This is a genomic window from Nocardia sp. NPDC060255, from assembly GCF_042727395.1.
GTDB lineage: Bacteria > Actinomycetota > Actinomycetes > Mycobacteriales > Mycobacteriaceae > Nocardia.
In genome coordinates this window covers 92,448-118,260 of sequence record NZ_JBHXAU010000011.1, presented here as the reverse complement: position 1 = coordinate 118,260, position 25,813 = coordinate 92,448, and the positions used below count along the sequence as shown (strand labels likewise).

The following is a 25,813-nucleotide window of genomic DNA, read 5'->3' as shown; positions in this document are numbered from 1 at the left end:
AACATTGCGCAACCAAGCTTCGCCGTATACCCGTTCTCCCAATTCGACAGCGTCCCAGCAACGTTCATCCGAGGAGACCGGCCGCCCGGAACACCCGGCGGCGGCAGCATGCCTGTCCGCTCACCCCGCCCGCCGGTACACCCGCGCTCAGGACCCTCACCCCCCGCAAATCCAAAGACATTGCTAGCCAACATGATTGGATGGTAGCCAATTCTCGGCACAATGAACAAAGTTGGGTACCAAATGTTTACCGGCAAGATCGTGTGCCAGACATCCCGCGTTACTTGGCGCGACAACAAGTCTCGGCGTCAGATTGCCACTATCCGCCGACCCTCGCGCTCCGAGCCGTCGCGGCTCCTCGACACGTCCCGCTCCCCCATTTGGGTCATCGGGCCGCGCCCACTACACTGGCCCACCGCGCCCCTATAGCTCAGTTGGTAGAGCTACGGACTTTTAATCCGCAGGTCGTAGGTTCGAGCCCTACTGGGGGCACTCATCGGGCGCCCGGTCCTACCGGGCGCCCGCTCTCGTTTCACAAGGACTGTCGCGGGCTCCGCCGTCAGGTTGACAGGGAGTGCTTGCGAGCGCGGATGCGCGAGGCCACACTGACAACGCGCCTCGGCGCGCGGGTTCGAAAGACCACACTCCATCCGGGCATTCCCCTACTGTGAGCGCGACACGGGCGATCCCGGGTCATCCCTCGACAAGGCGGAGCTGATGACTTCCTTCGATGATTTGCTCTCCCAGGTACCGATCTCCCAGATCGCCGCGAAGCTCGGCGTCGACGAGAGCACCGCGACGAACGCGGTCAAAGCGGCGCTGCCCACTCTCCTCGGCGGGCTGCAGGCGAACGCGACCAAGCCGGAAGGCGCGGCCTCCCTGGTCGGCGCGCTGGACAACCACGGCGACCTGGTCGAGGGCGAGGGTCAGGTCGATATCGACAAGGTCGATGTGGCGGACGGCTCGAAGATCGTGCAGAACGTCTTCGGCGCAGAGCAGAACACGGTGATCAGCACCCTCGGCGCGACCGAGGGCACCGGCGGCAACGACCTGATCGCCAAGTTGATGCCCATCCTCGCGCCGATCGTGCTCGCCTACCTGGCCAAGCAGCTGACCGGTGGCGGCGGCAACGCCGCGCCGCAGACCCAGCCGCAGGCGGGCAACGGCGGCATCGGCGATGTGCTCGGCGGACTGCTCGGCGGCAGCAGCAAGAGCGGCGGCATCGGCGGCGCGATCGGCGAGGCGCTGGCCAAGAACGCCGGCGGCGCGCTGGGGAACGTGCTCGGTGGCCTGTTCGGCGGGAAGCGCTGAGCGGGGCGGCCTATGCAATTCGCCGCGGCGTGTGCAGTACAGCACGCCGGGCTAACACTCCTCGGCCCGTAGCGATAGACCCCTAGCTGCGGGCCGAGGCAATACACTCGACACTGGTCGCCGAACGCCAACGACGGCGTATGACGTGCATCACGGGGCATCAACAGGCATTCGGATGCGTTTCGCATCACACCTACGGTGCCGTAAGGTATGGCCGCACGGCATCGGTCTACCTTGGGGGGATGACCTGCACGACCGGACGCACAGACTGAAGGGTTCATACATGGCAAGGGATCTGACTCAACTCGAGCTTCTTACGGAGTTGGAGCCGGTTGCCGCAGAAAACGTCAACCGGCACTTCTCCTTGGCAAAGGAATGGCATCCGCACGACTACGTCCCGTGGGATGAAGGCCGCAATTTCGCCGCACTCGGGGGCATCGACTGGGATCCTGAACAGTCCCGGCTGAGCGAGGTCGCGAAAGCCGCCATGGTCACCAACCTGCTTACCGAGGACAATCTCCCCTCCTACCACCGCGAGATCGCCGAGAATTTCTCGCAGGACGGCGCGTGGGGCACCTGGGTCGGTCGCTGGACCGCCGAGGAGAACCGGCACGGCATCGTGATGCGGGACTACCTGGTGGTCACCCGCGGCGTCGATCCGGTCGCCCTCGAAGAGGCCCGGATGATCCACATGACCAACGGCTTCGCGTCGCCGACCGAGGCCGACGCCGGCTTCCTGCACTCCGTCGCGTACGTGACCTTCCAGGAGCTGGCCACCCGCGTCAGCCACCGCAACACCGGCAAGGTCTGTGACGACCCGATCGCCGACCGCATGCTCCAGCGCGTCGCCGCGGACGAGAACCTGCACATGATCTTCTACCGCAACATGTGCGCCGCCGCGCTCGACCTGTCCCCGGACCAGGCGATCGAGGCCATCACGCTGATCCTGGAGAACTTCCAGATGCCCGGCGCCGGTATGCCCAACTTCCGCCGCAACGGCGTGCTGATGGCCAAGCACGGCATCTACGACCTGCGCCAGCACATGGAAGAAGTGGTGCAGCCGGTGCTCAAGAAGTGGAGCATCTTCGAGCGCGAGGACTTCACCGGCCGCGGCGAGGCCTGCCGCGAGCGGCTCGCCGCCTACCTCGACAAGCTCGGCAAGGACGTCGTGAAGTTCGAAGAGCAGCGCGACCGCATGCTCGCCCGCGAGGCCGCCAAGGCCGAACGCCAGATGGCGAGCAGCAACGCGAGCTGAGCTCGCGCCCCGATCGACATCGAGCCGCCGCCCGGATTACCGGGCGGCGGCTCGCGTATGTCCGGCTAACGCCGAGTCCAGCTATTACGGACTTTCGAAGGTTTATTGCGTCGAAGATCGCTTCGACGCAATAAACCTATAAACGTTGCGCTTACTGCAATAGGCCCGTTTACTTCACCGAAAGTGCGCCGTCGATTCCACCGACATCGGAGATCTTCCAGTCGGCGTTCTTGTCCAGCGTGACGTTGTAGGTCGCGACGGTCTGCATGCCTGCCGGATTCTGCGCGGTCGTACTGCGCACGTTCACGAACACATTCACCTTGTAGATGTCGCCCTGTTCGGAAACGACCTTCGCGCTGACCGGTGTCGCGGTCGAGGTCCACTTCAACGGAACCAGAATCTGTTCGAGCTTGATGCCCACCGCGTCGTACTTGTTCGCCAACTGCGGGGTGGTATTCGTCTTCAGCCGGTTCACCCAGCCATTGATGTCCTGGTAGGTCAGTGTCGCGGCACCGACCGCGTAATCGGTCGATATCCGCTCGGCCCGCTGCGCGTCGGCCGCCCGCGCGTTTCGGTCGGCGATATCGCTGCGGGCCGACCAGAGAAACCCGGCGAGCACGCAGACGGCCACCGGCGAGAGCGCTGCGGTCATCGGATTCGGGCGGCGCGGTCCTAGCCACCCGAACTGGCGATTTCTACGGTGAGGGCACGACGACGGCGTCGGCTGGGCGAAGGGACGGGCACACATGGCAAGGCACCGCTCACGGTGGATGGATGCGGAGATGGACGCGCTGGCCGAGCTGTCGCGCGACTTCTTCGGCAAGGAGTGCGCACCGAACGAGGAGCGGTGGGGCCAGCAGCAGCACATCGACCGCGAGGTCTGGTTGCGCGCGGGCGAGCTGGGCCTGCTGTGCCCCAGCATCCCGGAGGAGTTCGGCGGCGGGGGCGGCGACTTCCGGCACGACGCGGTGATCGCCATCGAGCAGGTGCGCGCGCTGGCGCCCAGCTTCGGCGGGCCGGTACACAGCACGATCATCGCGCACTACATCGCCGGGTACGGCACGGACGAGCAGAAGAAGACCTGGCTGCCCAAGCTGGCCTCCGGGGAGATCGTCGCGGCGATCGCGATGACCGAGCCGGGCACCGGATCGGACCTGCAGGCGATCCGCACCACCGCGACCGTGCAGGGCGACGAGTACGTGGTCAACGGCGCGAAGACGTTCATTTCCAACGGCTTCCTCGCCGACCTGGTGCTGGTGGTCGCCAAGACCAACGAGCAGGGCGGCGCGGGCGGGCTCTCGCTGGTCGCGGTCGAGACGAACCGCGAAGGCTTCCGGCGCGGACGCAATCTGCACAAGATCGGCCAGCACGGGCAGGACACCTGCGAGCTGTTCTTCGACGAGGTCCGGGTGCCGCGCTCGAACCTGATCGGCGAGGCCGAGAACATGGGCTTCATCCAGCTGATGCAGCAGCTCGCGCAGGAGCGGCTGATCATCGCCGTCACCGCGATGGCGACGATGGAGAAGACGGTCGAGCTGACCCTGGCCTACACCAAGGAGCGATCCGCTTTCGGCAAGCCGCTTTTCGCGTTCCAGAACACCAAATTCACCCTGGCCGAATGCGATACGGCAGTCACCGTCGGCTGGAGCTTCCTAGACGACTGCGTCGAGAAGCACGTCACCGGCGATCTGGACATCCCGACGGCGGCCAAAGCCAAACTGTGGCTTTCCGAGCAGCAGAACGTGCTGGCCGACCGCTGTCTGCAGCTGTTCGGCGGTTACGGTTACATGGCCGAGTATCCGATCGCGCGGATCTTCACCGACTCACGGATCCAGAAGATCTACGGCGGCACCAACGAGATCATGAAGGAAATCATCGCGCGCGGGCTCTGAGTGCGTCAGACCCGCTCCGCCGCTTCGTGATTGCCGAATCCGCCGACTATCGGTCCCCGAACGCCGACACTGGGGATATCGCGCCGCACCGGTCGATCGGGCGACCGCCGACCGGTGCGTAGTCGATCGGATCACGAATCAGGAAGGCCGACAACATGACCAGTGCACCGAATGGCGACGGCTCGCTCACCGGCAAGGTCGTCGCGATCACCGGCGGGGCCCGCGGCATCGGCCGGGCCACGGCCGAGGCGTTTCTCGGGGCGGGCGCCGCGGTCGCGATCGGCGACATCGATGTGGAGCTGGTCGCCAAGACGGCGGTGGAGCTCGGCGCCGACCCGGCCGCCAAGATCATCGGCCTGCCGCTGAACGTCACCGACCGAGCGTCGTTCGCCGCGTTCCTCGATCAGCTGGAACAGGAGCTCGGGCCGCTGGACGTGCTCGTCAACAACGCGGGCATTATGCCGACCGGGCTGTTCGCCGACGAGGACGAGGCGATGACCGATCGGATCGTCGACATCAACCTGCGCGGGGTGATCCACGGGTCGCGGCTGGCCACCAGCCGCTTCCTGGCGCGCGGCAGCGGGCACCTGATCAACATCGCGTCCCTCGCTGGGACGCAAGGCTTTCCGGGGCTGGCCACCTACTGCGCGACCAAGCACGCGGTGGTCGGCTTCACCTCGGCGCTGCATCTGGAGCTGAAGGAGCACGGCGTGCGGGTCTCGGCGGTGCTGCCGGGCATCGTGCGCACCGAGCTGTCGGCCGGTGCGAACATGCCGAGCTGGATCGAGCCGATGACCACGGTGGACCCGGCGGATGTCGCGCAGGCGATCGTGCGGACGGTGGTCAAGGGAAAGCCGATGGTGACCGTGCCGCGCAGGCTGGCCGCGATCATCAAGACCGCGCAACTGCTGCCGTATCGGGCGCAGCTGGTTGTCGCGCGATTCACCGGGGCGACAACGGCTTACGCGCAACCCGATGCGGAGATCAGGGAGAAGTATCACCGTCGCCTGCGCGATCAGTAAGCGCCAGAAGGGGATTCAGCCCGGCGGAGAACCACGGTAGGAGCCGGGCGGGCTGCCGGTCCAGCGGCGGAACGCGCGCCGGAACGCGCTAGGTTCGGAGAAGCCGAGCCGGGCCGAGAGCGCCTCGACCGTCTCGTCACCGCGCACCAGGCTGGCCACCGCCGCGTCGCGCAGGATGTCCTCGCGGATCTGGGTGATCGAGGTGCCCTCCTCGCCGAGCTTGCGGCGCACCGTCTGTGGGCTCATAGCGAGCCGCTTGGCCACCTCGTCCGCGGTGGGCCAGTCGCCGCGTAGGCCACGCGTGAGAATCTTGCGCACCTGTTCGGCGAGCGAGGTGCCGTAATCGCGCCGGGACAGCACGTCGACCGGCGCGTTGCGGGCCCAGTCGATGAGGTCCTCCTCGGACCGGGTGAGCGGCGCGCTCAGTAGCTCGCTGTCGAAGGTGATGGCCGCGGTGGCGGCGCCGAAGACGAGCGGGGCGCCGAAAACCAGGTCGTAGTCGGCGATATTGCCCGGCTGCGGATACGGAAACTCCACCTGGCGCAAGGGAACTCGGCGGCCGATGCCCCAGGAGATCATCCGGTGCACCGCCGCGAGCAGGAAGACGGTGAGCAGTTCCTCGCCCGCGGCCAGCACGCTGGTGTCGAGGGTGTATCGGGTGCGCTCGCCGTCGGTGGACACCGCCATCGGCGGCAGGCCGGGCAGCAGTCGCTGGTATTCGCCGAACCGTTCGATCGCCGAACCCAGATCGCGGCAGGCGACCAAGCCGAAGCCAACCAGCCGGATCGACCCGCGTGGCACCGGCGCCGGACCCAGTCCGAACAGTTCGTCGTCGGTGATCCGCCACAGCTGGCGCATGGTCGCGGCCACCTGATCGACGGTCACCCTGGCCCGATCCTGGGCGAGCAGTTCGGGCGCCACCCCCACACTGCCGAGCAGCTGCTCGATGTCGACGCCTTGCCGCTGGGCGGTGGCGACGGCGGAGCGCACGAAGTCGATCGGCACCGTCCTGGCCGTCACCGCAACCTCCTCACCGACGCGAACCTACCAGCCCGGATGTGCTGAGCGCGGCGGTCACCGAACGTGCGCCGCGCGGTCATCCCGGCCGCGCCCGCCGATTCCTAGCGTTGCGGTATGAGCAGCGACGCGTCGACCCGTGCGGCGGCAGTGCCGGACGGGACGACCTTCAACCTGGACCGGCTGGGCAACTGGGGTGCGCGCGCCACCTTCGAGGTGGATCGGGAGCGCACCATCGCCTACGCCGCCGCGACGAACGATCCGATACCGCACCATCGCACCGGGATATACGCGCCACCGGTTTTCGCGGTGGTGCCGATCACGGTGCTGATGGCCGATGCGGCGATGTCGGTGGTGCCCGACGCTCTGATGCTGCGAATCCTGCACGGGGAGCACGACTTTCGGTTCCACCGGCCGATCGAACCCGGCGAGACCCTGGCGGTACGCGCCAGGCCGATCGGGATCGAGGGCAAATCGTCGGGGGTGGTCGTCACCTCGCACATCGAGACCTACAGCGTCGATACCGGCGACCTCGTCAACGAGCAGTACTTCGTCGGCTTCTTCCGCGGTGGCCAATTCGACGGCGCCCGCGGCGAACCGAGTCCGGCGCACTCGTTCGACGAGAACCTGCGGGCCCGCGAACCGGACTTCCTCGCGCCACAGACCTTCGACGCGGACCAGACCTTCCGCTATGCCGAACCCGCGGGCGATCCGATGCCGATCCACCTGATCGACGAGTTCGCCAAGGCGATGGGGCTGCCCGGCATCATCATCCACGGCCTGTGCACCATCGCGTTCATTTCGCACGCGCTGATCACCCGGATCAGCCCGGACGACCCGGCTCGGCTGAAAAGGCTTGCCGTGCGGTTGAGTTCGCCCGCGTTCCCGGCGCAGACCATCACCACCGCCGCGTGGGCGACCGGACGTCACGGCGGGCACGACCGCTACGCCTTCGAAACCTGGTCCGACAGCGACCAATTCGTCATCCAGGACGGGCTCGCGGAGTTCGAGCCCGCAATCGGCAAGGAAACACTATGAGTAACAGGGTTTTTGTCATCGGTGTCGGCATGACGAAGTTCGAGAAGCCGGGCCGCCGCGAAGGCTGGGACTACCCGGCCATGGCGCAGGAGTCCGGCAGCAACGCGCTCTCCGACGCGGGCATCCGCTACGACCAGGTGCAGGAAGGGTATGTCGGCTACGTCTACGGCGATTCGACCAGCGGACAGCGCGCCATCTACGAGCTCGGGCTGACCGGGCTGCCGGTAGTCAACGTGAACAACAACTGCTCCACCGGCTCCACGGCGCTGTACCTGGCTGCCAGGGCGATTCGCGGCGGGCTCGCCGACTGTGCGATGGCGCTCGGCTTCGAGAAGATGCAGTCCGGCTCGCTGGCGGCGGGCTACACCGACCGGGAGCAGCCGCTGCTGCGCCACATCGAGGCGCTGGCCCAGCTGCGCGAGTTCGCGATGCCGGTGGCGCCCTGGATGTTCGGCGCGGCCGGGGTCGAGCACATGGAGCAATACGGCTCCACCCGTGCGCATTTCGCCAAGATCGCGGAGAAGAACCACCGGCACTCGGCGAACAACCCGTACGCGCAGTTCCAGGATGTGTACACCCTCGACGAGATCGCCAGCGCCAAAATGGTTTACGAGCCGCTCGGCCTGACCCGGCTGCAATGCTCGCCCACCTCCGACGGTTCGGGCGCGGCGGTGCTGGCCAGCGAGCGCTTCGTCGACGAGCACGGCCTCGGCGAGCGGGCCGTGGAGATCGTCGGCCAGGCCATGGTGACCGACCTCGAATCCACCTTCGCCGACAAGACGGCCCGCTCGCTGGTCGGCGTCGACATGACCGCCGCCGCGGCGCGAAAGGTGTACGCGCAGGCCGATATCGGCCCCGACGACCTCGACGTGATCGAGCTGCACGACTGCTTCTCCCCCAACGAGCTGCTCACCTACGAGGCGCTCGGCCTGTGCGGTGTGGGCGAGGGACACAAGCTGATCGACGCCGAGGACACCACCTACGGCGGGCGCTGGGTGGTCAATCCGTCCGGCGGCCTGATCTCCAAGGGACATCCACTCGGCGCCACCGGCCTGGCTCAGTGCGCCGAGCTGACCTGGCAATTGCGCGGCGAGGCCGAGGCCCGCCAGGTCGGCGAGGCGAAAGTCGCGCTCGCCCACAACATCGGCCTCGGCGGTGCCGCCATCGTGACCGCTTATAGACCCGCGAATCGCTGAATTCGGCAGTACGCCAATCGCTTTACCGAAGCAGAGGAGAACCGCCATGGCACAGGCCAAGGTTTCCAAGGAATTTCCCGCCGCGCAGGAGAAGGTGTGGGCGGTGCTGTCCGACCCGAACCGCTTCGAGGAGTGGCTGACCGTGCACACCAAGTGGAAGGAGCTGCCGCCCGCCCAGCTGTCCGCCGGGGCCACCATGACCGAGGTGCTCACCATCATGGGGATGGCCAACACCATCACCTTCACCGTGGACGACTACGCCGCCCCGAACTCGACGAAGTTCTCCGGCGTCGGCCTGGCCGGCGCGCAGATCAGCTTCACGCTCACCGTGCAAGCCAAGGGCGACAACGCTTCTCTGGTCACCGTCGACGCGGAGTTCATCAGTCAGATGATGGTCGGCGCGATCGGCGGCGCGATCGAACGCGCCTCCACCAAGGAACTCGAAGCCTCCCTCGGCAACCTCGCCGGTCTGCTCGCCTGACCGCGCGGCCTCGCGCATCCGCGCTCGCAAGCGCTTCAAGCACTCCGCAATCGAAAGGAACACCATGGGTTCGCTGGACGGACGCGTCGCCATTGTCACCGGTGCGGGCCGCGGCATCGGCCGGGCACACGCGCTGCTGCTCGCCGCCGAAGGAGCCGCCGTCGTGGTCAACGACCTCGGCGGCAACAACGAGGGCGTCGGCGCCGACGCCGGACCGGCCCAGCAGGTGGTCGACGAGATCGTCGCGGCAGGCGGGCGCGCGGTGGCCGACACCGCGAACATCGCCGACTGGTCGGGCGCGAAAGCCCTTGTCGAGCAGGCGATCACCGCCTTCGGCGGGCTGGACATCCTGGTCAACAACGCGGGCATCCTGCGCGACGCGTTCATCGCCGCGATGGACGAGGCGCAGTGGGACGCCGTGATCGCGGTACACCTCAAAGGCCATTTCGCGGTCCTGCACCACGCTGCCGCGTATTGGAAGGCACAGTCGAAGACCGGCCGGCAGGTCGCCGCCTCGGTGATCAACACCGCCTCCGCCTCCGGCACCTTCATGCCCAACCCAGGCCAAGCGAACTACGGCGCCGCCAAAGCAGGCATCGCCGCCCTCACCCAGGTCGCCGCCCTCGAACTGGAGCGATACGGCGTACGCGCCAACGCCATCGCCCCCGTAGCCCGCACCCGCCTAACCCTGGCCACCCCCGGCATGGGCGCCATGTTCGCCGAAGCGGTCCCCGCAGGCCAGTTCGACGCCTTCGCCCCCGAAAACATCTCCCCCATCGTCGCCTACCTGGCCCAGGAAAAATGCCCCATCACCGGCCAGGTCTTCGCCGTCCAGGGCGGCGCGATCTCCGCGTTGAACGGCTGGACCGCCAGCAAGACCATCGAAACCGACGGTCCCTGGAATCTCGACGATCTGGCCACCCGCCTACCCGAATTGGGCTGATCTACCGGCCTCAGAGCACGTGCAGAGCTGCCGCGATATCGCCGACTTCGATGTCCGAACATGTCGTGGCAGTTCTGATCACCAAGTCGAAAGCATCTTCGTCGGAAAGCGAAGTGCGGTATCCGTTCGCAAGCAGGAAGGCTTCGCACGCCACCCATCCGGTTCGCTTGTTGCCATCCACAAACGGGTGATTGCACACAATCGAGTGCAACAGCGCTGCCGCCTTGTGGTCGACGGCCGGGTAGGCCTCGACACCGAACGCAACCGTCGCTGGACGCGCCACCGCGGAGGCGACCAGGCCGACATCGCGCACAGCCGGACTCCCGCCGAGCTGCAATCCGTTGATTCGAATCACATCCTCGGTAGTGAGGTAGATCATGCGTCTCGCAACCGCGCCAGCAACTCACTGCGCCGAGTCATCACGTCGTCCACCGCGTACGCGACAATCTGACCGTGTGCCCGCTCGGTGGCCCACAGCTCGGCGGCCTGAACCAGCGCCGCGTTCAGGCTGATGTGATCAGCTTCCGCCAATGCGGACACACGCGCATGCACATCGTTCGGCAGGCGAAGAGTCACCGGAGTGGTCGGCTTGGTGGTCATGCCTCCAGCATAGCGACATGGTGGCAATTTGACACCACGGTTCCGAGGGGAAGCGGCAGCGACTACGCCACCAATGAGACACTGGATGGCGTGACGATGACTACCGGGGCGAAGAGTGGGCTGCGGATCGGGCCGTATGCGGTCGATCCGGCGGTGGTGCTCGCGCCGATGGCGGGCATCACGAATCTGGCGTTTCGCAAGCTGTGCCGTGAGTTCGGTAGCCCTACCTCTATCTATGTCTGCGAGATGATCACGGCGCGGGCGGTGGTCGAGCGCAACGAGAAAACCCTCGACATGATGGCGTTCGATGCGGACGAGTCGCCGCGGTCGATGCAGCTCTACGGCGTCGACCCGGCCACCCTCGGCGAGGCGGTGCGGATCATCGTCGGCGAGGGCTGGGCCGATCACATCGACATGAACTTCGGCTGCCCGGTGCCCAAGGTCACCCGGCTCGGCGGCGGCGCCGCGCTGCCGTACAAGCGGGCGCTGTTCAGTCAGATCGTGCGCGCGATGGTGCGCGCCGCCGAACCGGCGGGCGTCCCGATCACGGTGAAGTTCCGGATCGGCATCGACGACGAACACCAGACTCATCTCGACGCCGGCCGCATCGCGGAAGCCGAAGGCGCGCAAGCGGTTGCGCTACACGCCAGGACCGCCGCGCAGCGCTACTCCGGGCAGGCCGACTGGTCGGCCATCGCGCGGCTCAAGGAAGCCGTCAGCACGATCCCGGTGCTCGGCAACGGCGATATCTTCTCCGCCGCCGACGCGGTCCGCATGATGGCCGAAACCGGCTGCGACGGCGTGGTGGTCGGCCGCGGCTGCCTCGGCCGCCCGTGGCTGTTCGCCGAACTCCAGGCGGCGCTGCGCGGCGAGGAGCTGCCCGAACCGCCGAACCTCGGCCGGGTCGGCGAGGTGCTGTACCGGCACGCCGCGCTGCTGTCCGACCTGCTCGGCGAGGACAAGGCCATGCGCGACCTGCGCAAGCACATGGCCTGGTACCTGATGGGCTTCCCGGTCGGCGCCGACCTGCGGCGTTCGTTCGCCATGGTGTCCAGGCTCACCGAGCTGGAAGACCTTGTCGGACAGCTTGATCCGACCGCTCCGTTCCCCAGGGACGCCGAGGGCCCACGCGGAAGACAAGGCTCCCCAGGCAAAGTCGCGTTACCGCACGGTTGGCTGGACGACCCGCAGGATCCCTCGGTCCCGCACGGCGCGGACGTAATGCACAGCGGCGGCTGAAAACCGGGCGATCACGGCCTCCTGATACCCGAGTGACGCGATCGCGAATCGGGTATCCAAACCAGACTGTGGCCAATTCGATTTCGCACTCAGGTGGCTCGCCGTGGCGGAATCGTTATCATTGCGGAATCGGTCATGCCGGTCGAGTACGGCCCGAGGCGGCGACGTAGACGAAAAGCGAGGTTCGTTGGTGGGTGACGATCGGCACGGGCGTTCGCCTCGGCCCGGAGATCGCGCCCCGTGGGAGCGCTATCCCACGGAGGACAACACCGATCGAGACGACTCTCGGTCGTCCCGGCGATCCCGCCACACCGATGCCGACGCGGGCAACGCACCGCTTACCGTGCAGGACCTGGTTCAAAAGGTCGACAATGAGCGCTCCGGCCGCCGTGGCCGCCGCGCCGCAGCACCCCCCGAGACCAGCGCCGCACCCAATCGAGGCGCGCGCCAACCGGGACCGGAACAACGCCCCGCCGAGCCGACCCAGCGACGCCAGGCCGAACCGCCGCGCCGCCAGGGCGACCCACCGCGCCAACCGGATCCCGCCGCCCGCCGCCAGGGTGACGCGCCGCGCCAACCAGACCCGGCCGCCCGCCGCCAAGGTGATCCGGCCGCACGCCGCCAAGCACCGGCCCGCCCGACCGAGCCGACCCCACGGCGCACCGCCGACGGCCCACCACCGCGCACGGCCGGTTCACCGGTCGTCCAGGACATCGCGGGCACGCCCGCCGCCCGGACCCCCAACCGGCGCGGCCCGGCCGAGGAAAGCAGGAAAGCCGCACCAGCCCGGGCGAAGGAAACGCCCGAAGAGGTCACCGACATCCTGCCGCCGCTCGAGGAGACCACCCGCGCCAAGCGCAAGAAAACCGAGTGGCCGGCCAACGACGAAACCGGTGCCGCACAACCCAAGTCCGTCGGCGCCGCACCGCTGTCCCGGCTGGCCGCCAGCAAGCAGCGCCGCAACAAGCGGCTGCGCCTCGCGGGCCGCAGCGCACTGACGATGTTCGCAGTGCTCTGTCTGCTCACCACCGGCGGCGGCTGGAGCTACCTGCGGACCACCGGCAACAACTTCACCCAGATCTCGGCGATCGTCGACAACAACGACGACGTCGTCGACTCCGACGCTCAGCTGGGTGACGAGAACTATCTGCTCGTCGGCACCGACACCCGGGCGGGCGTGAACAGTCAGGTCGGCGCGGGCACGCTCGACGACGCCGAGGGTTCCCGCGCGGACACCGTGATGCTGGTGAACATCCCGAAGAACCGTTCGCGCGTGGTGGTCGTCTCGTTCCCGCGCGATCTCGACGTCACCCGGCCGCAGTGCAACGGCTGGGACAACGACAAGGCCCAGTACACCAGCGAGACCTTCCCGTCCGCGATCGGCGACAAGCTCAACGCCGTCTACGCGCTCGGCGGCCCCAAGTGCCTGTTCACCACGATTCAGCGGATGACCGGTAGCGCGATCAATCACTTCATCGCGGTCGACTTCGCGGGCTTCGAGGCCATGGTCGATCAGATCGGCGGCGTCGAGGTGTGCGCGCCGAAGCCGATCAACGACGAGATCCTCGGCACGGTGCTGGAGAACCCGGGCAAGCAGAAGGTCAACGGCGCGACCGCGCTGAACTACGTGCGCGCCAGGCACGTCTACGGCGAGGAGCGCAGCGACTACGACCGGATCAACCGGCAGCAACGCTTCATGGCCTCGCTGTTGCGCGGCGCGCTCTCCGGCCGGGTGCTCTTCGATCCCGGCAAGCTGAACGGCTTCATCAACGCGTTCACCACCCACACCTCGGTCGACCGGGTCACGCCCCAGGACCTGCTCACGCTCGGCCGTTCGCTGCAGAAGCTGGACGCGGGCACCGTCACCTTCCTGACCATCCCGACCGCGGGCACCACCTCCTACGGCAACGAGATCCCGCGCGAGCAGGACATCAAGGCGATCTTCAAGGCGATCCGCGACGATCAGCCGCTGCCCGGCGAGAAGAAGATCAGCCCGGCCCCCGGCTCCATCCCGTCGGCGCCGCCCACCCCGCCGAAGCTGACCGCGGTCGATCCGAGCACGGTGTCGCTGCTGGTCTCCAACGGCTCCGGCACCTCGGGCCTGGCGCAGCGGGCGGCGACCAAGCTCGGCAACCAGGGCTTCGGGATCTTCAATATCGGCAACTACTCCGGCGGCAGCGAGGTCACCTCGAAGGTTCGCTACGGGGCCGGGCAGGAGGCCGCTGCGGCCACGGTGGCCAGCGCGATCCCCGGCGCGCTGATGGAATCGGCGAACGATCTCGGCGGCATCGTCGAGGTGGTCATCGGCGGCGATTTCAACGGAACGGTGAAAGCGCCGACGCCGGTCGGCGATCCCATCTCGAACATGCCCGCGATGGCGCCTGCGACGCCGGTCACCCTGCCGTCCGACCTGGAGCACGTGAACGCGGCGGACGAGACCTGTAAGTAGGCAAGGCGCGACCTGCGGCAACACTGTCGCTAACGGTCGGCACCGGGCATTCACCCTCCGTTCGTGACATGGTCAGCGCTGGGAACTAATGTCTGGTTTTATGCGTGTCATCTACAACGAGCAAATGGCCGATCTCGCCCACCTGTTGGGTGAGATGGCCGGTCTGGCGGGTTCGGCCATGGACCGGGCCACCCAGTCACTGCTCCAGGCCGACCTCGCTCTGGCGGAGCAGGTGATCACCGAGTCCGACCGAATCGCCGAGCTGATCCAGGATGCCGAGGAGCGGGCGTTCGCGCTGCTCGCGCTGCAGGCGCCGGTCGCGGGTGACCTGCGGCAGGTGGTGAGCGCGATCCAGATCGTGGCCGACGTCAACCGGATGGGCGCGCTCGCGCTGCACGTGGCCAAGGTGGCCCGGCGCCGTCACCCCAATCACGCACTGCCCGAGGCGGTAAACGGCTACTTCGCCGAGATGGGCCGCATCGCGGTCAACATGGGCGCCGGCGCCAAAGAGGTGCTCGAGACGCGCGACCCGGAGCGTGCCGCGCAGCTCAACGAGGACGACGAGGCGATGGACGACCTGCACCGTCACCTGTTCACGCTGCTGATGGACCGCGACTGGAAGTACGGCGTCGCCGCCGCCGTCGACGTCACCCTGCTCGGCCGCTACTACGAGCGCTTCGCCGACCACGCCGTCGAGATCGGCCGCCGCGTCATCTTCCTGGTCACCGGCGTGTTGCCGCCGGACCCCGACGTCGAGTCGTAGTCGGCAGCTGCCTGCGGTCCTAATAAGATGGCAGGCAGACACGGACCCGCAACGTGATCCCCGCGTACACGACAATGGCCCGCGCACTGCGCGGGCCATTGTTCGTTCGTACCAACCGATCTCGGATTACCCGAAGCGGCCGGAGATGTAGTCTTCCGTCGCCTTCTGGCCGGGGTTGGAGAAGATCTTCTCGGTGTCGTCGATCTCGATCAGCCGGCCCGGCTTGCCCTGGGCCTCCAGGTTGAAGAAGCCGGTCTGGTCACTCACGCGGGCAGCCTGCTGCATGTTGTGGGTGACGATGACGATGGTGAATTCCTTCTTCAGCTCGGTGATCAGGTCCTCGATCGCGAGCGTGGAGATCGGGTCCAGGGCCGAACAGGGCTCGTCCATCAGCAGCACGTCGGGCGACACCGCGATCGCGCGGGCGATGCACAGTCGCTGCTGCTGACCGCCGGACAGGCCGCCGCCCGGCTTGTCCAGGCGGTCCTTCACCTCGTTCCAGAGGTTGGCGCCGCGCAGCGAGCGCTCGGCGACCTCGTCGAGTTCCTTCTTGCTGCGCACGCCCTGCAGCTTCAGCCCGGCCACCACGTTGTCGCGAATCGACATGGTGGGGAACGGGTTCGGACGCTGGAACACCATGCCGATGGTGCGGCGCACACCGACCGGGTCGACCTGCGAGCCGTAGATGTCCTCGCCGTCCAGCAGCACCGCACCCTCGACGCGGGCGTTCGGGGTCACCTCGTGCATGCGGTTGAGCGACCGCAGCACGGTGGACTTACCGCAACCCGACGGGCCGATGAAGGCGGTGACGCTGCGCGGCAGCACGGTCAGGTCCACATCGGCTACCGCGTGGAATTTCGCGTAGAAGATATTGAGGTCTTTGACGTCGATCCGCTTGGCCATCTGATTTCCTATCGATTCCGCGTGAGCAGCTTGTTGACGACCGCGGCCGCCGCGTACAGCAGCGCGATGAGCAGGATCAGCGTCAGTGCCGCACCCCACACCCTGGCCCGGCCCGCGGGCTCCGGGTTGGCCAGCTCCTGGTAGATCAGCAGCGGCAGCGAGGCCATGTTGCCGTCGAAGAGGTTGCTGTTGATCGACTTGCTGTAGCCGACGAGCACGAGCACCGGCGCGGTCTCACCCATCACCCTGGCGATGGCGAGCAGGATGCCGCTGATCATGCCCGGCAGCGCGGTCGGTACCACGATCCGTGCGATGGTCTTCCACTTCGGGACGCCGAGCGCGTAGGACGCCTCGCGCAGTTCGTCCGGCACCAGCTTCAGCATTTCCTCGGAGCTGCGCACCACCACCGGCAGCATCAGCAGCACCAGGGCCAGCGACACCGCGAACGCGCTCTGCGGTGCGCCGAGGGTGGCGATCCACAGCGCGAAGATGAACAGCGCGGCGACGATGGACGGCACACCCGCGAGGATGTCGACCATGAACGTGGTGACCTTGGCCAGCCAGCCGCGGCCGTATTCGACCAGGTAGACGGCGGCCATGATGCCGAGCGGCACCGCGATCACCGCGGCGACCGCCGACTGCACGATGGTGCCGTAGATGGCGTGGTACACACCGCCACCGGACTGATCGGGCAGGATGCCCTTCTGCGACTTCTGCCACCAGTCAAGGGAGACAACCGATTCGAAGCCTTTGCTCACCACCATGATGAGCACCCAGGCCAGCGGGATGAGCGCGATCGCGAAGCACAGCCAGACCACGCCGGTCGCGATGTTGTTGCGGATCTTGCGGCTGGTGCTGACGTCACGGAACGTCGGCGCCTTGATCGGCTTGTCGAGCGTTGTCGTTGTCATCACCCGTTCACCCTTCCGCCCGCGGCGAGCCGCGCCAGCGCGTTGACGACGAAGGTCAGCGCGAACAGCACGAAGCCTGCCGCGATGTAGGCGCCGGTCGGCAGCGGCGAGCTGAATTCCGAAGCGGCCGAGGCGATCTTGGACGCGAACGTGTAACCACCGTCGAAGACCGACCAGTGTCCGGCCTGCGCCGAGGTCCGCAGCACCACCAGCACCGCGATGGTCTCGCCGAGCGCGCGGCCGAGGCCGAGCATGGAGCCGGCGATCACACCGCTGCGACCATAGGGCAGCACCGTCATCCGCACCATCTCCCACTTCGTGGCGCCCAGTGCGTGGGCGGCCTCGATGTGCGCGGGCGGAGTGAGATTGAAGACCTCACGAGAAACCGAGGTGATGATCGGCAAGATCATCACCGCGAGCACTACGCCCGCGGTGAAGATGGTGCCGCCACCGGCGATCGAGACATTGCCGTCCGAGAAAAGGAAGAACCAGCCGAGCTTGTCGTTCAAGAACTTCTGCACCGGTTCGAGCTGTGGCGCGAGCACCAGGAAGCCCCACAGGCCGAACACGATCGACGGCACCGCGGCGAGCAGGTCTACCAGCATCGCGAACGGGCGCGCCAGCACCTTCGGCGCGTAGTGGGTCAGGAACAGCGCGATGCCGACGCCGATCGGCACCGCGATCACCAGTGCGAAGATCGCGCTCAGCACCGTCACCATGAACAGGTCGCGGATGCCGAACCGCAGGTGATCGGCGTTGGTGGTGTTGAACTCGGCGCTCGTGAAGAAGTTCGCGTCGTTCGCCATGACCGACGGCACCGCACGGATCAGCAGAAATAGCGCGATCAGCGCGATGGCGGCGACGATGGTCGCGCCCGAAGCGGTGGCCAGAGACCGGAAGATGGTCTCGGCCCGATTGCTCTGGGCGGGGCGAGCCTTTTTGGCCGGCTCGGTGCTCGGATCACTCGACATGGGGGCAATGTCTCCGGCCGTCCGCGGGCCCGTCGAATCCGACGAGCCCGCGGCGGTCACCTCAGGGTGCACGGTCATTACTTTGCGACTTGTGCGATCAGGAGATGGCGTTGATCGCGGTGGTCAGCCGGGTCTTGAACTTGTCCGGGATCGGGACGTACCCGGCCTCGTCGAGACCCTTCTGGCCGTTGGTGGTCGCCGAGGTCAGGAACGCCTTGACCGCCTTGGCGACGTCGGCATCGCTGTACTTCGAGCAGACGATCTCGTAGGTGGCGAGCATGATCGGGTACGCGCCGGCCTCGGTGGGCTTGTAGAACGAGCTGGTGTCGAGCACCAGGTCGTTGCCCTCGCCCTTGACCTTCACGCCGTCGATGGACTTGCCGGCGGAGGCCGCGGTCAGCTTGACCGGGTCCTTGCTCGCCGAGGTGACGATCTGCGCGATGGACAGGTTCTGCGACTTCGCGAACGCCCACTCGTTGTAGGTGATCGCGTTCTTGGTGCTCTTGATGGCGGCCGAGGTGCCCTCGTTGCCCTTCGCACCCTCACCGACACCGCCGGCGAACGCCTTGCCCGCACCCTTGCCCCAGGCGCCGTCCGACGCCGCGTCCAGGTAGAGCTGGAAGTTGTCGGTGGTGCCCGACTCATCGCTGCGGAAGATCACCGAGATCTTGTCCGACGGGAGCTTGGCGCTCGGGTTGAGCGCCTTGATCTCGGGGGCGTCCCAGGTGGAGATGGCGCCGTTGAACACCTTGGCGGCGGTGGGGCCGTCCAGCACGAGGTCGGAGACGCCGTCGATGTTGTAGGTGATCGCGATCGGGCCGAACACGGTCGGCAGGTTCCAGGCCGGGGCGCCGCAGCGATCCTGGGCCTTGGTGGTCTCGCCCTTCGACGCGCTCAGCGGCGAGTCGGAGCCACCGAAATCGGTCTGGCCGCCGACGAACTCGTTGACACCCGCGCCGGAGCCGCTCGAGGTGTAGTTCAGTGTGTTGCCGCCGCAGTTGGCCTCGTAGGCCGCGACGAAGCGGTCCATCGCGTTCTTCTGCGCGGAGGAGCCGCTCGCCTTGAGCGCCTTCTTGCCACCGCAGGCGATGTCCGACTTGGCAGTGGTGCCGCCGTTGTTGCTGGTGCTGGTGTTGTCGTCGCTGCCACAGGCGGCGAGCGTCATGGCACCAACGGCCAGCACACCAACGAGGGCGCTGCTGCGCTTGAGATTCACTATTCCTCCGGAAAGGCGTCCAACTCGCCCGGTCCCTCACCGGCCCGGACGGGTGATGTGGTGCTGTTCACGGGGAACTTGCGCACCAGGCAGCCGTGGGCTGCCCACCAATCAACGTAAAGTCACGGGGTTGACAGTTGGACCGAACTGAGTGAACGACAAGTGAACAGCCAAGCGCGATTGAGCCCGTTATGTGTGACATTTGCCGCAGTTTTACTCAGACACCCCCGAGGGGGCACCCGCTATTCAGCTGAGGCCGCCGAATAGGCGACATCGACGTGCGCGGGAGCGAACCCGAGCCGGGTGTAGGTGTGCACGGCGGCGGTGTTGTCGGCCTCGGTGTAGAGCAGCACTTCGGCGAGACCGCGATCACGCAGATGATGCAGGCCGACCAGGGTCAGCAGACGACCGAGTCCGCGGCCCTGCGCGGCCGGGTCGATGCCTACTACGTAGACCTCGCCGACGGCCGGGTTCTCGTCGTAATGCACCTTGGTCCAATGGAATCCGAGGACGCGGCCGGGCTCGGCGGTGTCGGTCGCGAGGAACAGCCCCTTCGGGTCGAACCACGACTCGGCCCGGCGCGCCTCGATGTCGCGTTCGGTCCAGCCGCCCTGCTCCGGATGCCAGGCGAAAGCGGCGTTGTTCACCCGCAGCAATTCGGCGTCGTCGGCGGGCCCGGCGTAGGTGCGAATGGTCACTCGGCCACGCGCCGCAATTTCTGGTAGCTCAGGCGTTGCCAGAGGGCGGCGCATCTGCCAGAGCTCGCGCGCGGTGGCCAGGCCGAGCCGCTCGGAAACCGCCTTGGCGGCGGGCAGATTTCCGTGCGCCCACACCCGGGTGCCCGCGCCGCCCTCGGCGAGTGCCGCGGCGACCAGGCCGGTGCCGATACCCTGCCCGCGCGCGGGCGGATCGACGACGACTTCGGCCATCGCCGGATGTTCGCCGTGCCCCGGAATCAGATTCGCGTAACCCGCGATCACGTCGTCGCGCATGGCGATCAGGTGCCGCACCGTGGGGCCATCGCCCGCGCTCAGCGACAGGACCGCCTGCTCGGAGATGGGGGCGACACCGTCGGTGCCGACCGCGCGTTCGAGCAGTTGCCGAACATCAGCGGCCGCAGCCGAATCCAGTCGCTCGGTCCACTGTGTTGCCACGCCGTTCATCGGGCTCCATTCCTCGCGCTGCGCGGCATCCCGAGCGGGATACCTACCCGGACAACGTCATTGCGTAGCCCTGCATTTCGCGACAGCGGCAGGCCGAGATGCGGCCCCGTCGCTGCGCGTCGAACACCGTGCCGGTCGCGCTGAACGCGACGCGAACACATAATGACGTGTCGGTGTTTCGGATTGGGCGGCGGGGCCACCGAGCTCACTGCAGCGAGCCGTTGACCGGAGCGAGCGGCGCGTCGTCCGTGCCCTCCGGCTCGTCCTCCGAAACCTGGACCGAGTCACCCTTGGCCGCCGTTCTGGACGGCCGCACCGCCTTGTAGCCGACGTTGCGCACGGTGCCGATGAGCGATTCGTACTCGGTGCCGAGCTTGGCGCGCAGTCGACGGACGTGCACGTCGACGGTGCGGGTGCCGCCGAAGAAGTCGTAGCCCCACACCTCTTGCAGCAGCTGGGCCCTGGTGAACACCCGGCCCGCATGCTGCGCGAGGTATTTGAGCAGCTCGAATTCCTTGTAGGTCAGGTCGAGCGGGCGCCCGCGCAGGCGGGCGGTGTAGGTGCCCTCGTCGATCACCAACTCGCCGAGGGTGATCTTGCCGGAGTTCTCCGGGCTGGCCACGCCGCCGTTGCGGCCGACGAGCAGCCGCAGCCTGGCGTCCAGCTCGGCCGGGCCGGTGCCGGGCAGCAAGATGTCGTCGAGTCCCCAGTCGGCGTTCACCGCGACCAGGCCACCCTCGGTGAGCACGGCGACCACCGGCACCGACGACCCGGTGCTGCCGAGCAGCCGGCACAGGCCGCGCGCGGCGGCCAGGTCGGTGCGCGCGTCGACCAGTGCGACGTCCGCGGTACCCGCTTCCAGCAGCGAGGAGACCTCGGTCGGCGCCGGACGCACGTTGTGCGCCAGCAACGACAGTGAGGGCAACACCGCGTCAGGATTGGGGTCGGAGGTCAGCAGGAGTAGCTCCACAAGCTCTCCTCCCATCTCGTAGCTCCGTTGGACAACAGCCGCACTGCCGGGGGCCACGTCGCTGATCACAGGTAATTCGGATGCAAGATTAGCGCGTCAACCCCGATGACCTCGCCATCCGGGTAGCCGAGTCCCGCCGAGTGATATGTCTGATACCAGAAATGCACCGTAGCCCGCCCTCCCGATAAGGTTCAGCAATGCGCAAGCTCATCATCGGGCTGCTGATTCTCGCGGGACTGGCAGTAGTCATTGATTTCAGCGTCGCGGCCTATTCGGAATATCGGGTCTCGCGCGCGCTACGCCAGGGCGCCGATCTACCCGCCGATCCGGCGGTGGCCATCCGCGGGGTCTCCTTCCTCGGCCAGGCGGTCGGCGGACGCTACGACGACGTCTGGATCAGGGCGAGCGGCAACCTTCCGCATACGCCCGGGGAGTACGAATTCGAGGCGAATCTGACCGGCGTGCGGATACCCCTGCACGATCTGGTCGACGGCAGCCTGCGCAACGTGCCCGCGGAGCAGGTCGCGAGCTCGCTGCGGATCGGGCCGACCGAGCTCGGCAGGCTGTTCACCATCCCCGACCTGCAGGTGCGCGGACCGCAGCAGGACAAATCCGACGGCACCGGCGGATCCGGCGGGTCCGGCATGACCTCGACCGGCGACGAGCCGCTGTGCCTGCTCGGCAGCCTGCCGGAATTGCAGACCACCCAATACGGCAGTAGCAAGGTGTTCGTGCAGGCCGACCTGTCGCTCGACGGTGACCAGGTGAAGGTCGTCGCGACGGGCTTCTGCGCGCAGGCGGGCAACGAGAAGACGATCCCGGAGGAGGCCATCCCCGAGGCCATTCGTCCCGCGGTGCTCGCGCGATTCACCCGTACTATCGACATCAAGGAATTGCCGTTCGGTGTCCATCCCACCAAGGTGCGTGCCGACGGCGGGTGGATCGTGGCGGAGGGCAAGGGTGTGAACGTGACGATCGACCTCGACCGATTGCAGCAACCATGATCGAAATCACAATCCTCGCAGTGATGTTGCTGGCCGCGCTGGCGGTCGGCCTGGTGCTGCGTGGCCGCGACGGCAAGGTCCGGGCCGCCGATGGGCCTCGCGCATCCGCGACTCGCAAGCGCTCCGACGGCGAAACCCAGTCGGTGCGGGCCGATCTGCTGGCGTCCGTCGGGGTGACCGGATCCGGTCCGGCCGTGCTGCACTTCTCCGCCGACTGGTGCGGGCCCTGTGCCGCGGTGCGCCGCGTGGTCGCCGATGTCACCGGGCAGCTGGCCGAGTCGCCGCAGCCGCCGCTGGACATCGAGGTGGACATCGACGCCGAGCCGGTGCTCGCCAAGGAACTGAACGTGCTCTCGTTGCCGACCACGTTCGTCTTCGATAGTGAAGGCCGCGAACGCTTTCGGATCTCCGGCGTGCCGAAGGTGACCGATCTGCGGTCCGCGCTGGAGCCGCTGACCATCGCCGCTTAGCGGCCTTGACAGGTTCCCCGGAAAGCTGTGATCAACCCGGGGTCCTTTTCTCCCGCCCGATTAGGTAAACTGCTTTCGTGCTTTACAACCACGAGCTGATGCTCACCCGACGCCGCACAGTTGACCTGTGCCGCCTCGGTGGTTGTTGCTGCCTGTGCCGCTGAGCGGTCGGCTTTCTCAGATTTCCTGACGCCGACCTGTGTCCGCCGTGCGAGTGATCTCGTTGATCCCCCGGCGAACTGGCAATTTTCCAGCCATCAGTCGCATCCAGCGCAGGAGTACGCACAATGTCCACAGAAATCCGTAATACTTCGCAGAATCAGCCAATTGCCAACGGGCAGGTCGATGTTCGCGGACCCCGCTTCGCCGCGTGGATCACCACCGCCGTCCTCGTGCTGGTGCTGATCGCCGCCATCTTCTCCCCCGTCGCCGCCGCGGTGCTCATCGCCATCCAGGCCGTCGTCTTCGCGATCGGCGCCGCCTACGGTCCGCGCAAGCATCCGTACGGCCGCCTCTACGCGAAATTCGTCGCGCCGCGGGTGGCCCCGACCACCGAGACCGAACCCGTGCCGCCGCTGAAGTTCGCGCAGCTGCTCGGCCTGGTCTTCGCCGTGGTCAGCCTGCTGGGCTTCGCGCTCGGCTCCACAGTTGTCGGCGCGGTCTTCGCCGGCTTTGCCCTGTTCGCCGCGTTCTTGAACGCGGCGTTCGGGATCTGCCTGGGTTGCCAGATCTATCCCCTGGTCGCCCGTTTCCGCCGGATTACCCCGTCCCCGGCACCGAACTGATCCGCAAGTCATCTCTGAAAGGAACAACATGGCTCGCTCCGATGTCCTGGTCTCCGTGGACTGGGCCGAAGAGAACCTCAACGCCCCCGGCATCGTCTTCGTCGAGGTCGACGAGGACACCTCCGCCTATGACGGTGGCCACATCGAAGGTGCCGTCCGGCTCGACTGGAAGAAGGACCTGCAGGATCAAGTTCGTCGTGACTTCGTGAACCAGGAGCAGTTCTCCGACCTGCTCTCGGCGCGCGGCATCGCGAACGACGACGAGGTAGTCCTGTACGGCGGCAACAACAACTGGTTCGCCGCGTACGCCTACTGGTACTTCAAGCTGTACGGCCACAACAACGTCAAGCTGCTCGACGGTGGCCGCAAGAAGTGGGAGCTCGACGGCCGCCCGCTGTCCACCGACGGCGTCAGCCGCCCGGCCACCCAGTACAAGGCCGCCGCCCCCGACGTGACCATCCGCGCGTTCCGCGACGAGGTCATCGCCGCCATCGGCACCAAGAACCTGGTCGACGTCCGTTCGCCCGACGAGTTCTCCGGCAAGATCCTGGCGCCCGCGCACCTGCCTCAGGAGCAGAGCCAGCGTCCCGGCCACATCCCCACCGCCATCAACGTGCCGTGGAGCAAGGCCGCGAACGAGGACGGCACCTTCAAGTCCGACGACGAGCTCACCGAGATCTACCAGGAAGCGGGCTTGGACGGCGAGAAGGAGACCATCGCCTACTGCCGCATCGGTGAGCGTTCCTCGCACACCTGGTTCGTGCTGCAGGAACTGCTCGGCCACAGCAATGTCAAGAACTACGACGGGAGCTGGACCGAATACGGCTCCCTCGTCGGTGCACCGATCGAGTTGGGAGCGTAAACAACATGTGCGCAGCACCTACCCAGGGTCAGGCCATTCCCGCCGGCGTCGATGTGGAGAAGGAGACGGTCATCACCGGCCGCGTCCTGAGCACCGACGGTCAGCCGGTCGGCGGCGCGTTCGTGCGCCTGCTCGACGGCAACGGTGACTTCACCGCCGAGGTCGTCGCCTCCGGCACCGGCGACTTCCGCTTCTTCGCCGCGCCGGGTGCGTGGACGCTGCGGGCGCTCTCCTCGGCCGGTAACGGCTCGGCGGAGGTTCGTCCGGAAGGCGCGGGTATCCATCCCGTAGACGTCGCGGTCGCGAAGTAGCGGACCTTTCGCAGCTAACGGCCCCGGGCTTCCCCAACTATGACGGGAAGCACCGGGGTCGTCTGCATATCCGGGGGTAGTTGTCGTTAGACTCCAAATGTGGTCCTCTTCTTCGAGATTCTGCTGGTGGCCGTCGCCATCCTCATCGGCTGGTTCGGCCTGTACGTCTTCTACCGGCTGTTCACCGAATCATGAGTGATCTCGCGAGCGAAGGTTCCAATCCGGCCGAGCAAGCGAGTGAACAACTGAACGGCAACGGCTCCGCCGAATCGGCTGGTCGCCGCAGCGGCGATCAAGCCGTGTCCGAGGCCGTCGAGCGGGCGAAGTCGACCGGTGCCCGCAACATTCCGGTGCTGCCCGATCTGCCGCTGCCCGAGGACACCGCGAACCTGCGGCTCGGGCCGGATCTGAGTTCCTCCATGCTCGCGCTGCTGCCCATGGTCGGCGTGTGGCGCGGCGAGGGCGAGGGCAATCACCCGGAGACCGGCGACTACCGGTTCGGCCAGCAGATCATCGTGGCGCACGACGGCGGCGACTATCTGTCCTGGGAGTCCCGCTCCTGGGTCCTCGACAGCGAGGGCGCCTACAACGGCCCCGATCTGCGCGAGAGCGGCTTCTGGCGGGTCGGCATCGACGGCAACGACGAGGTCATCGAGCTGCTGCTCACGCACAGCACCGGCATCGTCGAGCTGTTCTACGGCCAGGCCCTCACCCAGTCCTCCTGGGAACTCGCCACCGACGTGGTCATCCGCAGCCAGTCCGGCATCGTCGTCGGCGGCGCGAAGCGCCTGTACGGGATTGTCGAGGGCGGCGACCTGGCTTACGTCGAGGAGCGCGTGGTGGCCGACGGCCCTCTGGAGCCCCGCCTGTCAGCTCGCCTGCAGCGCTACATCGGCTAGTCGTTTAATCCGGTCCCCTACGAAGTTTGACTGGTCCCGGAAAAGGAACGACCCCCGAGCCTTACCGGTGCGGGGTTAGTGCACGGGTCCCGTTCGGACTCAAACGGGGGCTCGGGGGCCGGGTGACTGCGTGGAATTCGCT

At 67.0% G+C, this 25,813-nt stretch carries 27 protein-coding genes and 1 tRNA gene; 18 read left to right on the top strand and 10 right to left on the bottom strand.

The window, feature by feature from the left end:
• Window positions 1-419: 419 nt before the first annotated feature.
• The 3 genes from ACFWF1_RS21310 to ACFWF1_RS21300 all read left to right on the top strand — a co-directional run bounded on the left by ACFWF1_RS21310 (window position 420) and on the right by ACFWF1_RS21300 (window position 2,566).
• A tRNA-Lys gene (locus ACFWF1_RS21310) sits at window positions 420-492 on the top strand.
• A 225-nt stretch (window positions 493-717) separates the two neighbouring features.
• Complete coding sequence (locus ACFWF1_RS21305) at window positions 718-1,311, top strand: DUF937 domain-containing protein (RefSeq protein WP_379282175.1); 594 nt, start codon at window positions 718-720, stop codon at window positions 1,309-1,311.
• 283 nt (window positions 1,312-1,594) lie between these two features.
• Window positions 1,595-2,566 carry an acyl-ACP desaturase gene (locus ACFWF1_RS21300; protein ID WP_357379467.1) on the top strand — a complete coding sequence of 324 codons (972 nt, stop codon included), beginning with the start codon at window positions 1,595-1,597 and terminating at the stop codon, window positions 2,564-2,566.
• Between the two features lie 169 nt (window positions 2,567-2,735).
• Here the strand turns inward: ACFWF1_RS21300 and ACFWF1_RS21295 are convergent, their stop codons facing one another.
• On the bottom strand, window positions 2,736-3,218 hold the full coding sequence (locus tag ACFWF1_RS21295; protein WP_379282173.1) for a hypothetical protein: 483 nt from the start codon (window positions 3,216-3,218) through the stop codon (window positions 2,736-2,738).
• A gap of 94 nt (window positions 3,219-3,312) precedes the next feature.
• Here ACFWF1_RS21295 and ACFWF1_RS21290 point away from each other — a divergent pair, with 94 nt between their 5' ends.
• Window positions 3,313-4,458 carry an acyl-CoA dehydrogenase family protein gene (locus ACFWF1_RS21290; protein WP_379282172.1) on the top strand — a complete coding sequence of 382 codons (1,146 nt, stop codon included), beginning with the start codon at window positions 3,313-3,315 and terminating at the stop codon, window positions 4,456-4,458.
• A gap of 155 nt (window positions 4,459-4,613) precedes the next feature.
• On the top strand, window positions 4,614-5,480 hold the full coding sequence (locus ACFWF1_RS21285; protein ID WP_379282171.1) for an SDR family oxidoreductase: 867 nt from the start codon (window positions 4,614-4,616) through the stop codon (window positions 5,478-5,480).
• Window positions 5,481-5,495: 15 nt separating this feature from the next.
• Here ACFWF1_RS21285 and ACFWF1_RS21280 read toward each other — a convergent pair whose 3' ends face one another.
• The gene (locus ACFWF1_RS21280; protein WP_379282170.1) at window positions 5,496-6,500 is read right to left on the bottom strand and encodes an AraC family transcriptional regulator; all 1,005 of its coding nucleotides are present in this window, start codon (window positions 6,498-6,500) and stop codon (window positions 5,496-5,498) included.
• 114 nt (window positions 6,501-6,614) lie between these two features.
• Between ACFWF1_RS21280 and ACFWF1_RS21275 the strand changes: the two genes are divergently transcribed.
• The 4 genes from ACFWF1_RS21275 (at window position 6,615) to ACFWF1_RS21260 (ending at window position 10,155) form a co-directional block, all read left to right on the top strand.
• Window positions 6,615-7,535 (top strand): MaoC/PaaZ C-terminal domain-containing protein, encoded by a 921-nt coding sequence (locus ACFWF1_RS21275; RefSeq protein WP_379282169.1) that lies wholly within the window; start codon window positions 6,615-6,617, stop codon window positions 7,533-7,535.
• Window positions 7,532-8,731, top strand: coding sequence for a lipid-transfer protein (locus tag ACFWF1_RS21270; protein ID WP_379282168.1), 1,200 nt, complete (start codon window positions 7,532-7,534; stop codon window positions 8,729-8,731). The genes ACFWF1_RS21275 and ACFWF1_RS21270 overlap by 4 nt, the downstream gene beginning before the upstream one ends.
• Window positions 8,732-8,777: 46 nt before the next feature.
• Entirely contained in the window at window positions 8,778-9,212 is a 435-nt protein-coding gene (locus ACFWF1_RS21265; RefSeq protein ID WP_379282167.1) for an SRPBCC family protein, read from the top strand.
• 64 nt (window positions 9,213-9,276) lie between these two features.
• Window positions 9,277-10,155, top strand: coding sequence for an SDR family oxidoreductase (locus tag ACFWF1_RS21260; protein ID WP_379282166.1), 879 nt, complete (start codon window positions 9,277-9,279; stop codon window positions 10,153-10,155).
• 10 nt (window positions 10,156-10,165) lie between these two features.
• On the opposite strand, the gene ACFWF1_RS21255 is transcribed toward ACFWF1_RS21260, so the two are convergent.
• On the bottom strand, window positions 10,166-10,534 hold the full coding sequence (locus ACFWF1_RS21255; RefSeq protein ID WP_379282164.1) for a type II toxin-antitoxin system death-on-curing family toxin: 369 nt from the start codon (window positions 10,532-10,534) through the stop codon (window positions 10,166-10,168).
• Window positions 10,531-10,755: a toxin-antitoxin system HicB family antitoxin gene (locus tag ACFWF1_RS21250; protein WP_379282163.1), complete on the bottom strand. Its 225-nt coding sequence runs from the start codon at window positions 10,753-10,755 to the stop codon at window positions 10,531-10,533. Before ACFWF1_RS21250 ends, ACFWF1_RS21255 begins: the two co-directional genes overlap by 4 nt.
• A 96-nt stretch (window positions 10,756-10,851) precedes the next feature.
• On the opposite strand from ACFWF1_RS21250, the gene dusB reads away from it, so the two are divergent.
• From dusB to phoU, 3 genes are all read left to right on the top strand, one after another.
• Window positions 10,852-11,994, top strand: coding sequence for a tRNA dihydrouridine synthase DusB (dusB, locus tag ACFWF1_RS21245; RefSeq protein WP_379282333.1), 1,143 nt, complete (start codon window positions 10,852-10,854; stop codon window positions 11,992-11,994).
• A 190-nt stretch (window positions 11,995-12,184) separates the two neighbouring features.
• Window positions 12,185-14,443, top strand: a complete 2,259-nt coding sequence (locus ACFWF1_RS21240; RefSeq protein ID WP_379282162.1) for an LCP family protein — start codon at window positions 12,185-12,187, stop codon at window positions 14,441-14,443.
• Window positions 14,444-14,543: 100 nt separating this feature from the next.
• Window positions 14,544-15,206 carry a phosphate signaling complex protein PhoU gene (gene phoU, locus ACFWF1_RS21235; RefSeq protein WP_379282161.1) on the top strand — a complete coding sequence of 221 codons (663 nt, stop codon included), beginning with the start codon at window positions 14,544-14,546 and terminating at the stop codon, window positions 15,204-15,206.
• Window positions 15,207-15,332: 126 nt separating this feature from the next.
• Here the strand turns inward: phoU and pstB are convergent, their stop codons facing one another.
• The 6 genes from pstB to ACFWF1_RS21205 all read right to left on the bottom strand — a co-directional run bounded on the left by pstB (window position 15,333) and on the right by ACFWF1_RS21205 (window position 21,340).
• Window positions 15,333-16,109 (bottom strand): phosphate ABC transporter ATP-binding protein PstB, encoded by a 777-nt coding sequence (gene pstB / locus ACFWF1_RS21230; RefSeq protein ID WP_379282160.1) that lies wholly within the window; start codon window positions 16,107-16,109, stop codon window positions 15,333-15,335.
• 8 nt (window positions 16,110-16,117) lie between these two features.
• On the bottom strand, window positions 16,118-17,020 hold the full coding sequence (gene pstA / locus ACFWF1_RS21225) for a phosphate ABC transporter permease PstA (protein ID WP_379282159.1): 903 nt from the start codon (window positions 17,018-17,020) through the stop codon (window positions 16,118-16,120).
• Window positions 17,020-17,991, bottom strand: coding sequence for a phosphate ABC transporter permease subunit PstC (gene pstC / locus ACFWF1_RS21220; RefSeq protein ID WP_379282158.1), 972 nt, complete (start codon window positions 17,989-17,991; stop codon window positions 17,020-17,022). The genes pstA and pstC overlap by 1 nt, the downstream gene beginning before the upstream one ends.
• Window positions 17,992-18,088: 97 nt before the next feature.
• Entirely contained in the window at window positions 18,089-19,207 is a 1,119-nt protein-coding gene (gene pstS / locus ACFWF1_RS21215) for a phosphate ABC transporter substrate-binding protein PstS (RefSeq protein WP_379282156.1), read from the bottom strand.
• 242 nt (window positions 19,208-19,449) lie between these two features.
• On the bottom strand, window positions 19,450-20,370 hold the full coding sequence (gene mshD, locus ACFWF1_RS21210; RefSeq protein WP_379282155.1) for a mycothiol synthase: 921 nt from the start codon (window positions 20,368-20,370) through the stop codon (window positions 19,450-19,452).
• Window positions 20,371-20,575: 205 nt separating this feature from the next.
• Window positions 20,576-21,340, bottom strand: a complete 765-nt coding sequence (locus ACFWF1_RS21205) for a winged-helix domain-containing protein (RefSeq protein ID WP_379282332.1) — start codon at window positions 21,338-21,340, stop codon at window positions 20,576-20,578.
• 197 nt (window positions 21,341-21,537) lie between these two features.
• On the opposite strand from ACFWF1_RS21205, the gene ACFWF1_RS21200 reads away from it, so the two are divergent.
• The 6 genes from ACFWF1_RS21200 to ACFWF1_RS21175 all read left to right on the top strand — a co-directional run bounded on the left by ACFWF1_RS21200 (window position 21,538) and on the right by ACFWF1_RS21175 (window position 25,671).
• Entirely contained in the window at window positions 21,538-22,344 is an 807-nt protein-coding gene (locus ACFWF1_RS21200; protein ID WP_379282154.1) for a DUF2993 domain-containing protein, read from the top strand.
• Window positions 22,341-22,814 carry a thioredoxin family protein gene (locus ACFWF1_RS21195; protein ID WP_379282152.1) on the top strand — a complete coding sequence of 158 codons (474 nt, stop codon included), beginning with the start codon at window positions 22,341-22,343 and terminating at the stop codon, window positions 22,812-22,814. Before ACFWF1_RS21200 ends, ACFWF1_RS21195 begins: the two co-directional genes overlap by 4 nt.
• Before the next feature lie 287 nt (window positions 22,815-23,101).
• Window positions 23,102-23,599, top strand: coding sequence for a DUF4395 domain-containing protein (locus tag ACFWF1_RS21190; RefSeq protein ID WP_379282151.1), 498 nt, complete (start codon window positions 23,102-23,104; stop codon window positions 23,597-23,599).
• Window positions 23,600-23,627: 28 nt separating this feature from the next.
• Window positions 23,628-24,461 (top strand): sulfurtransferase, encoded by an 834-nt coding sequence (locus ACFWF1_RS21185; protein ID WP_379282150.1) that lies wholly within the window; start codon window positions 23,628-23,630, stop codon window positions 24,459-24,461.
• A gap of 5 nt (window positions 24,462-24,466) precedes the next feature.
• A complete protein-coding gene (locus ACFWF1_RS21180) occupies window positions 24,467-24,772 on the top strand; it encodes a DUF1416 domain-containing protein (RefSeq protein WP_040730884.1) in 306 nt (101 codons plus the stop codon).
• Between the two features lie 191 nt (window positions 24,773-24,963).
• Entirely contained in the window at window positions 24,964-25,671 is a 708-nt protein-coding gene (locus ACFWF1_RS21175) for an FABP family protein (protein ID WP_357379507.1), read from the top strand.
• Window positions 25,672-25,813 lie beyond the last annotated feature (142 nt).

Coding starts and splice junctions, on each gene's coding strand:
- pstC (WP_379282158.1), bottom strand. CDS start 17,991: ATGTCGAGTGATCCGAGCACCGAGCCGGCCAAAAAGGCTCGCCCCGCC.
- ACFWF1_RS21300 (WP_357379467.1), top strand. CDS start 1,595: ATGGCAAGGGATCTGACTCAACTCGAGCTTCTTACGGAGTTGGAGCCG.
- pstA (WP_379282159.1), bottom strand. CDS start 17,020: ATGACAACGACAACGCTCGACAAGCCGATCAAGGCGCCGACGTTCCGT.
- ACFWF1_RS21270 (WP_379282168.1), top strand. CDS start 7,532: ATGAGTAACAGGGTTTTTGTCATCGGTGTCGGCATGACGAAGTTCGAG.
- ACFWF1_RS21250 (WP_379282163.1), bottom strand. CDS start 10,755: ATGACCACCAAGCCGACCACTCCGGTGACTCTTCGCCTGCCGAACGAT.
- ACFWF1_RS21185 (WP_379282150.1), top strand. CDS start 23,628: ATGGCTCGCTCCGATGTCCTGGTCTCCGTGGACTGGGCCGAAGAGAAC.
- ACFWF1_RS21260 (WP_379282166.1), top strand. CDS start 9,277: ATGGGTTCGCTGGACGGACGCGTCGCCATTGTCACCGGTGCGGGCCGC.
- ACFWF1_RS21285 (WP_379282171.1), top strand. CDS start 4,614: ATGACCAGTGCACCGAATGGCGACGGCTCGCTCACCGGCAAGGTCGTC.
- ACFWF1_RS21290 (WP_379282172.1), top strand. CDS start 3,313: ATGGCAAGGCACCGCTCACGGTGGATGGATGCGGAGATGGACGCGCTG.
- ACFWF1_RS21255 (WP_379282164.1), bottom strand. CDS start 10,534: ATGATCTACCTCACTACCGAGGATGTGATTCGAATCAACGGATTGCAG.
- ACFWF1_RS21200 (WP_379282154.1), top strand. CDS start 21,538: ATGCGCAAGCTCATCATCGGGCTGCTGATTCTCGCGGGACTGGCAGTA.
- ACFWF1_RS21265 (WP_379282167.1), top strand. CDS start 8,778: ATGGCACAGGCCAAGGTTTCCAAGGAATTTCCCGCCGCGCAGGAGAAG.
- ACFWF1_RS21175 (WP_357379507.1), top strand. CDS start 24,964: ATGAGTGATCTCGCGAGCGAAGGTTCCAATCCGGCCGAGCAAGCGAGT.
- ACFWF1_RS21275 (WP_379282169.1), top strand. CDS start 6,615: ATGAGCAGCGACGCGTCGACCCGTGCGGCGGCAGTGCCGGACGGGACG.
- ACFWF1_RS21295 (WP_379282173.1), bottom strand. CDS start 3,218: ATGACCGCAGCGCTCTCGCCGGTGGCCGTCTGCGTGCTCGCCGGGTTT.
- ACFWF1_RS21190 (WP_379282151.1), top strand. CDS start 23,102: ATGTCCACAGAAATCCGTAATACTTCGCAGAATCAGCCAATTGCCAAC.
- ACFWF1_RS21305 (WP_379282175.1), top strand. CDS start 718: ATGACTTCCTTCGATGATTTGCTCTCCCAGGTACCGATCTCCCAGATC.
- ACFWF1_RS21195 (WP_379282152.1), top strand. CDS start 22,341: ATGATCGAAATCACAATCCTCGCAGTGATGTTGCTGGCCGCGCTGGCG.
- pstB (WP_379282160.1), bottom strand. CDS start 16,109: ATGGCCAAGCGGATCGACGTCAAAGACCTCAATATCTTCTACGCGAAA.
- ACFWF1_RS21180 (WP_040730884.1), top strand. CDS start 24,467: ATGTGCGCAGCACCTACCCAGGGTCAGGCCATTCCCGCCGGCGTCGAT.
- mshD (WP_379282155.1), bottom strand. CDS start 20,370: ATGAACGGCGTGGCAACACAGTGGACCGAGCGACTGGATTCGGCTGCG.
- dusB (WP_379282333.1), top strand. CDS start 10,852: ATGACTACCGGGGCGAAGAGTGGGCTGCGGATCGGGCCGTATGCGGTC.
- phoU (WP_379282161.1), top strand. CDS start 14,544: ATGCGTGTCATCTACAACGAGCAAATGGCCGATCTCGCCCACCTGTTG.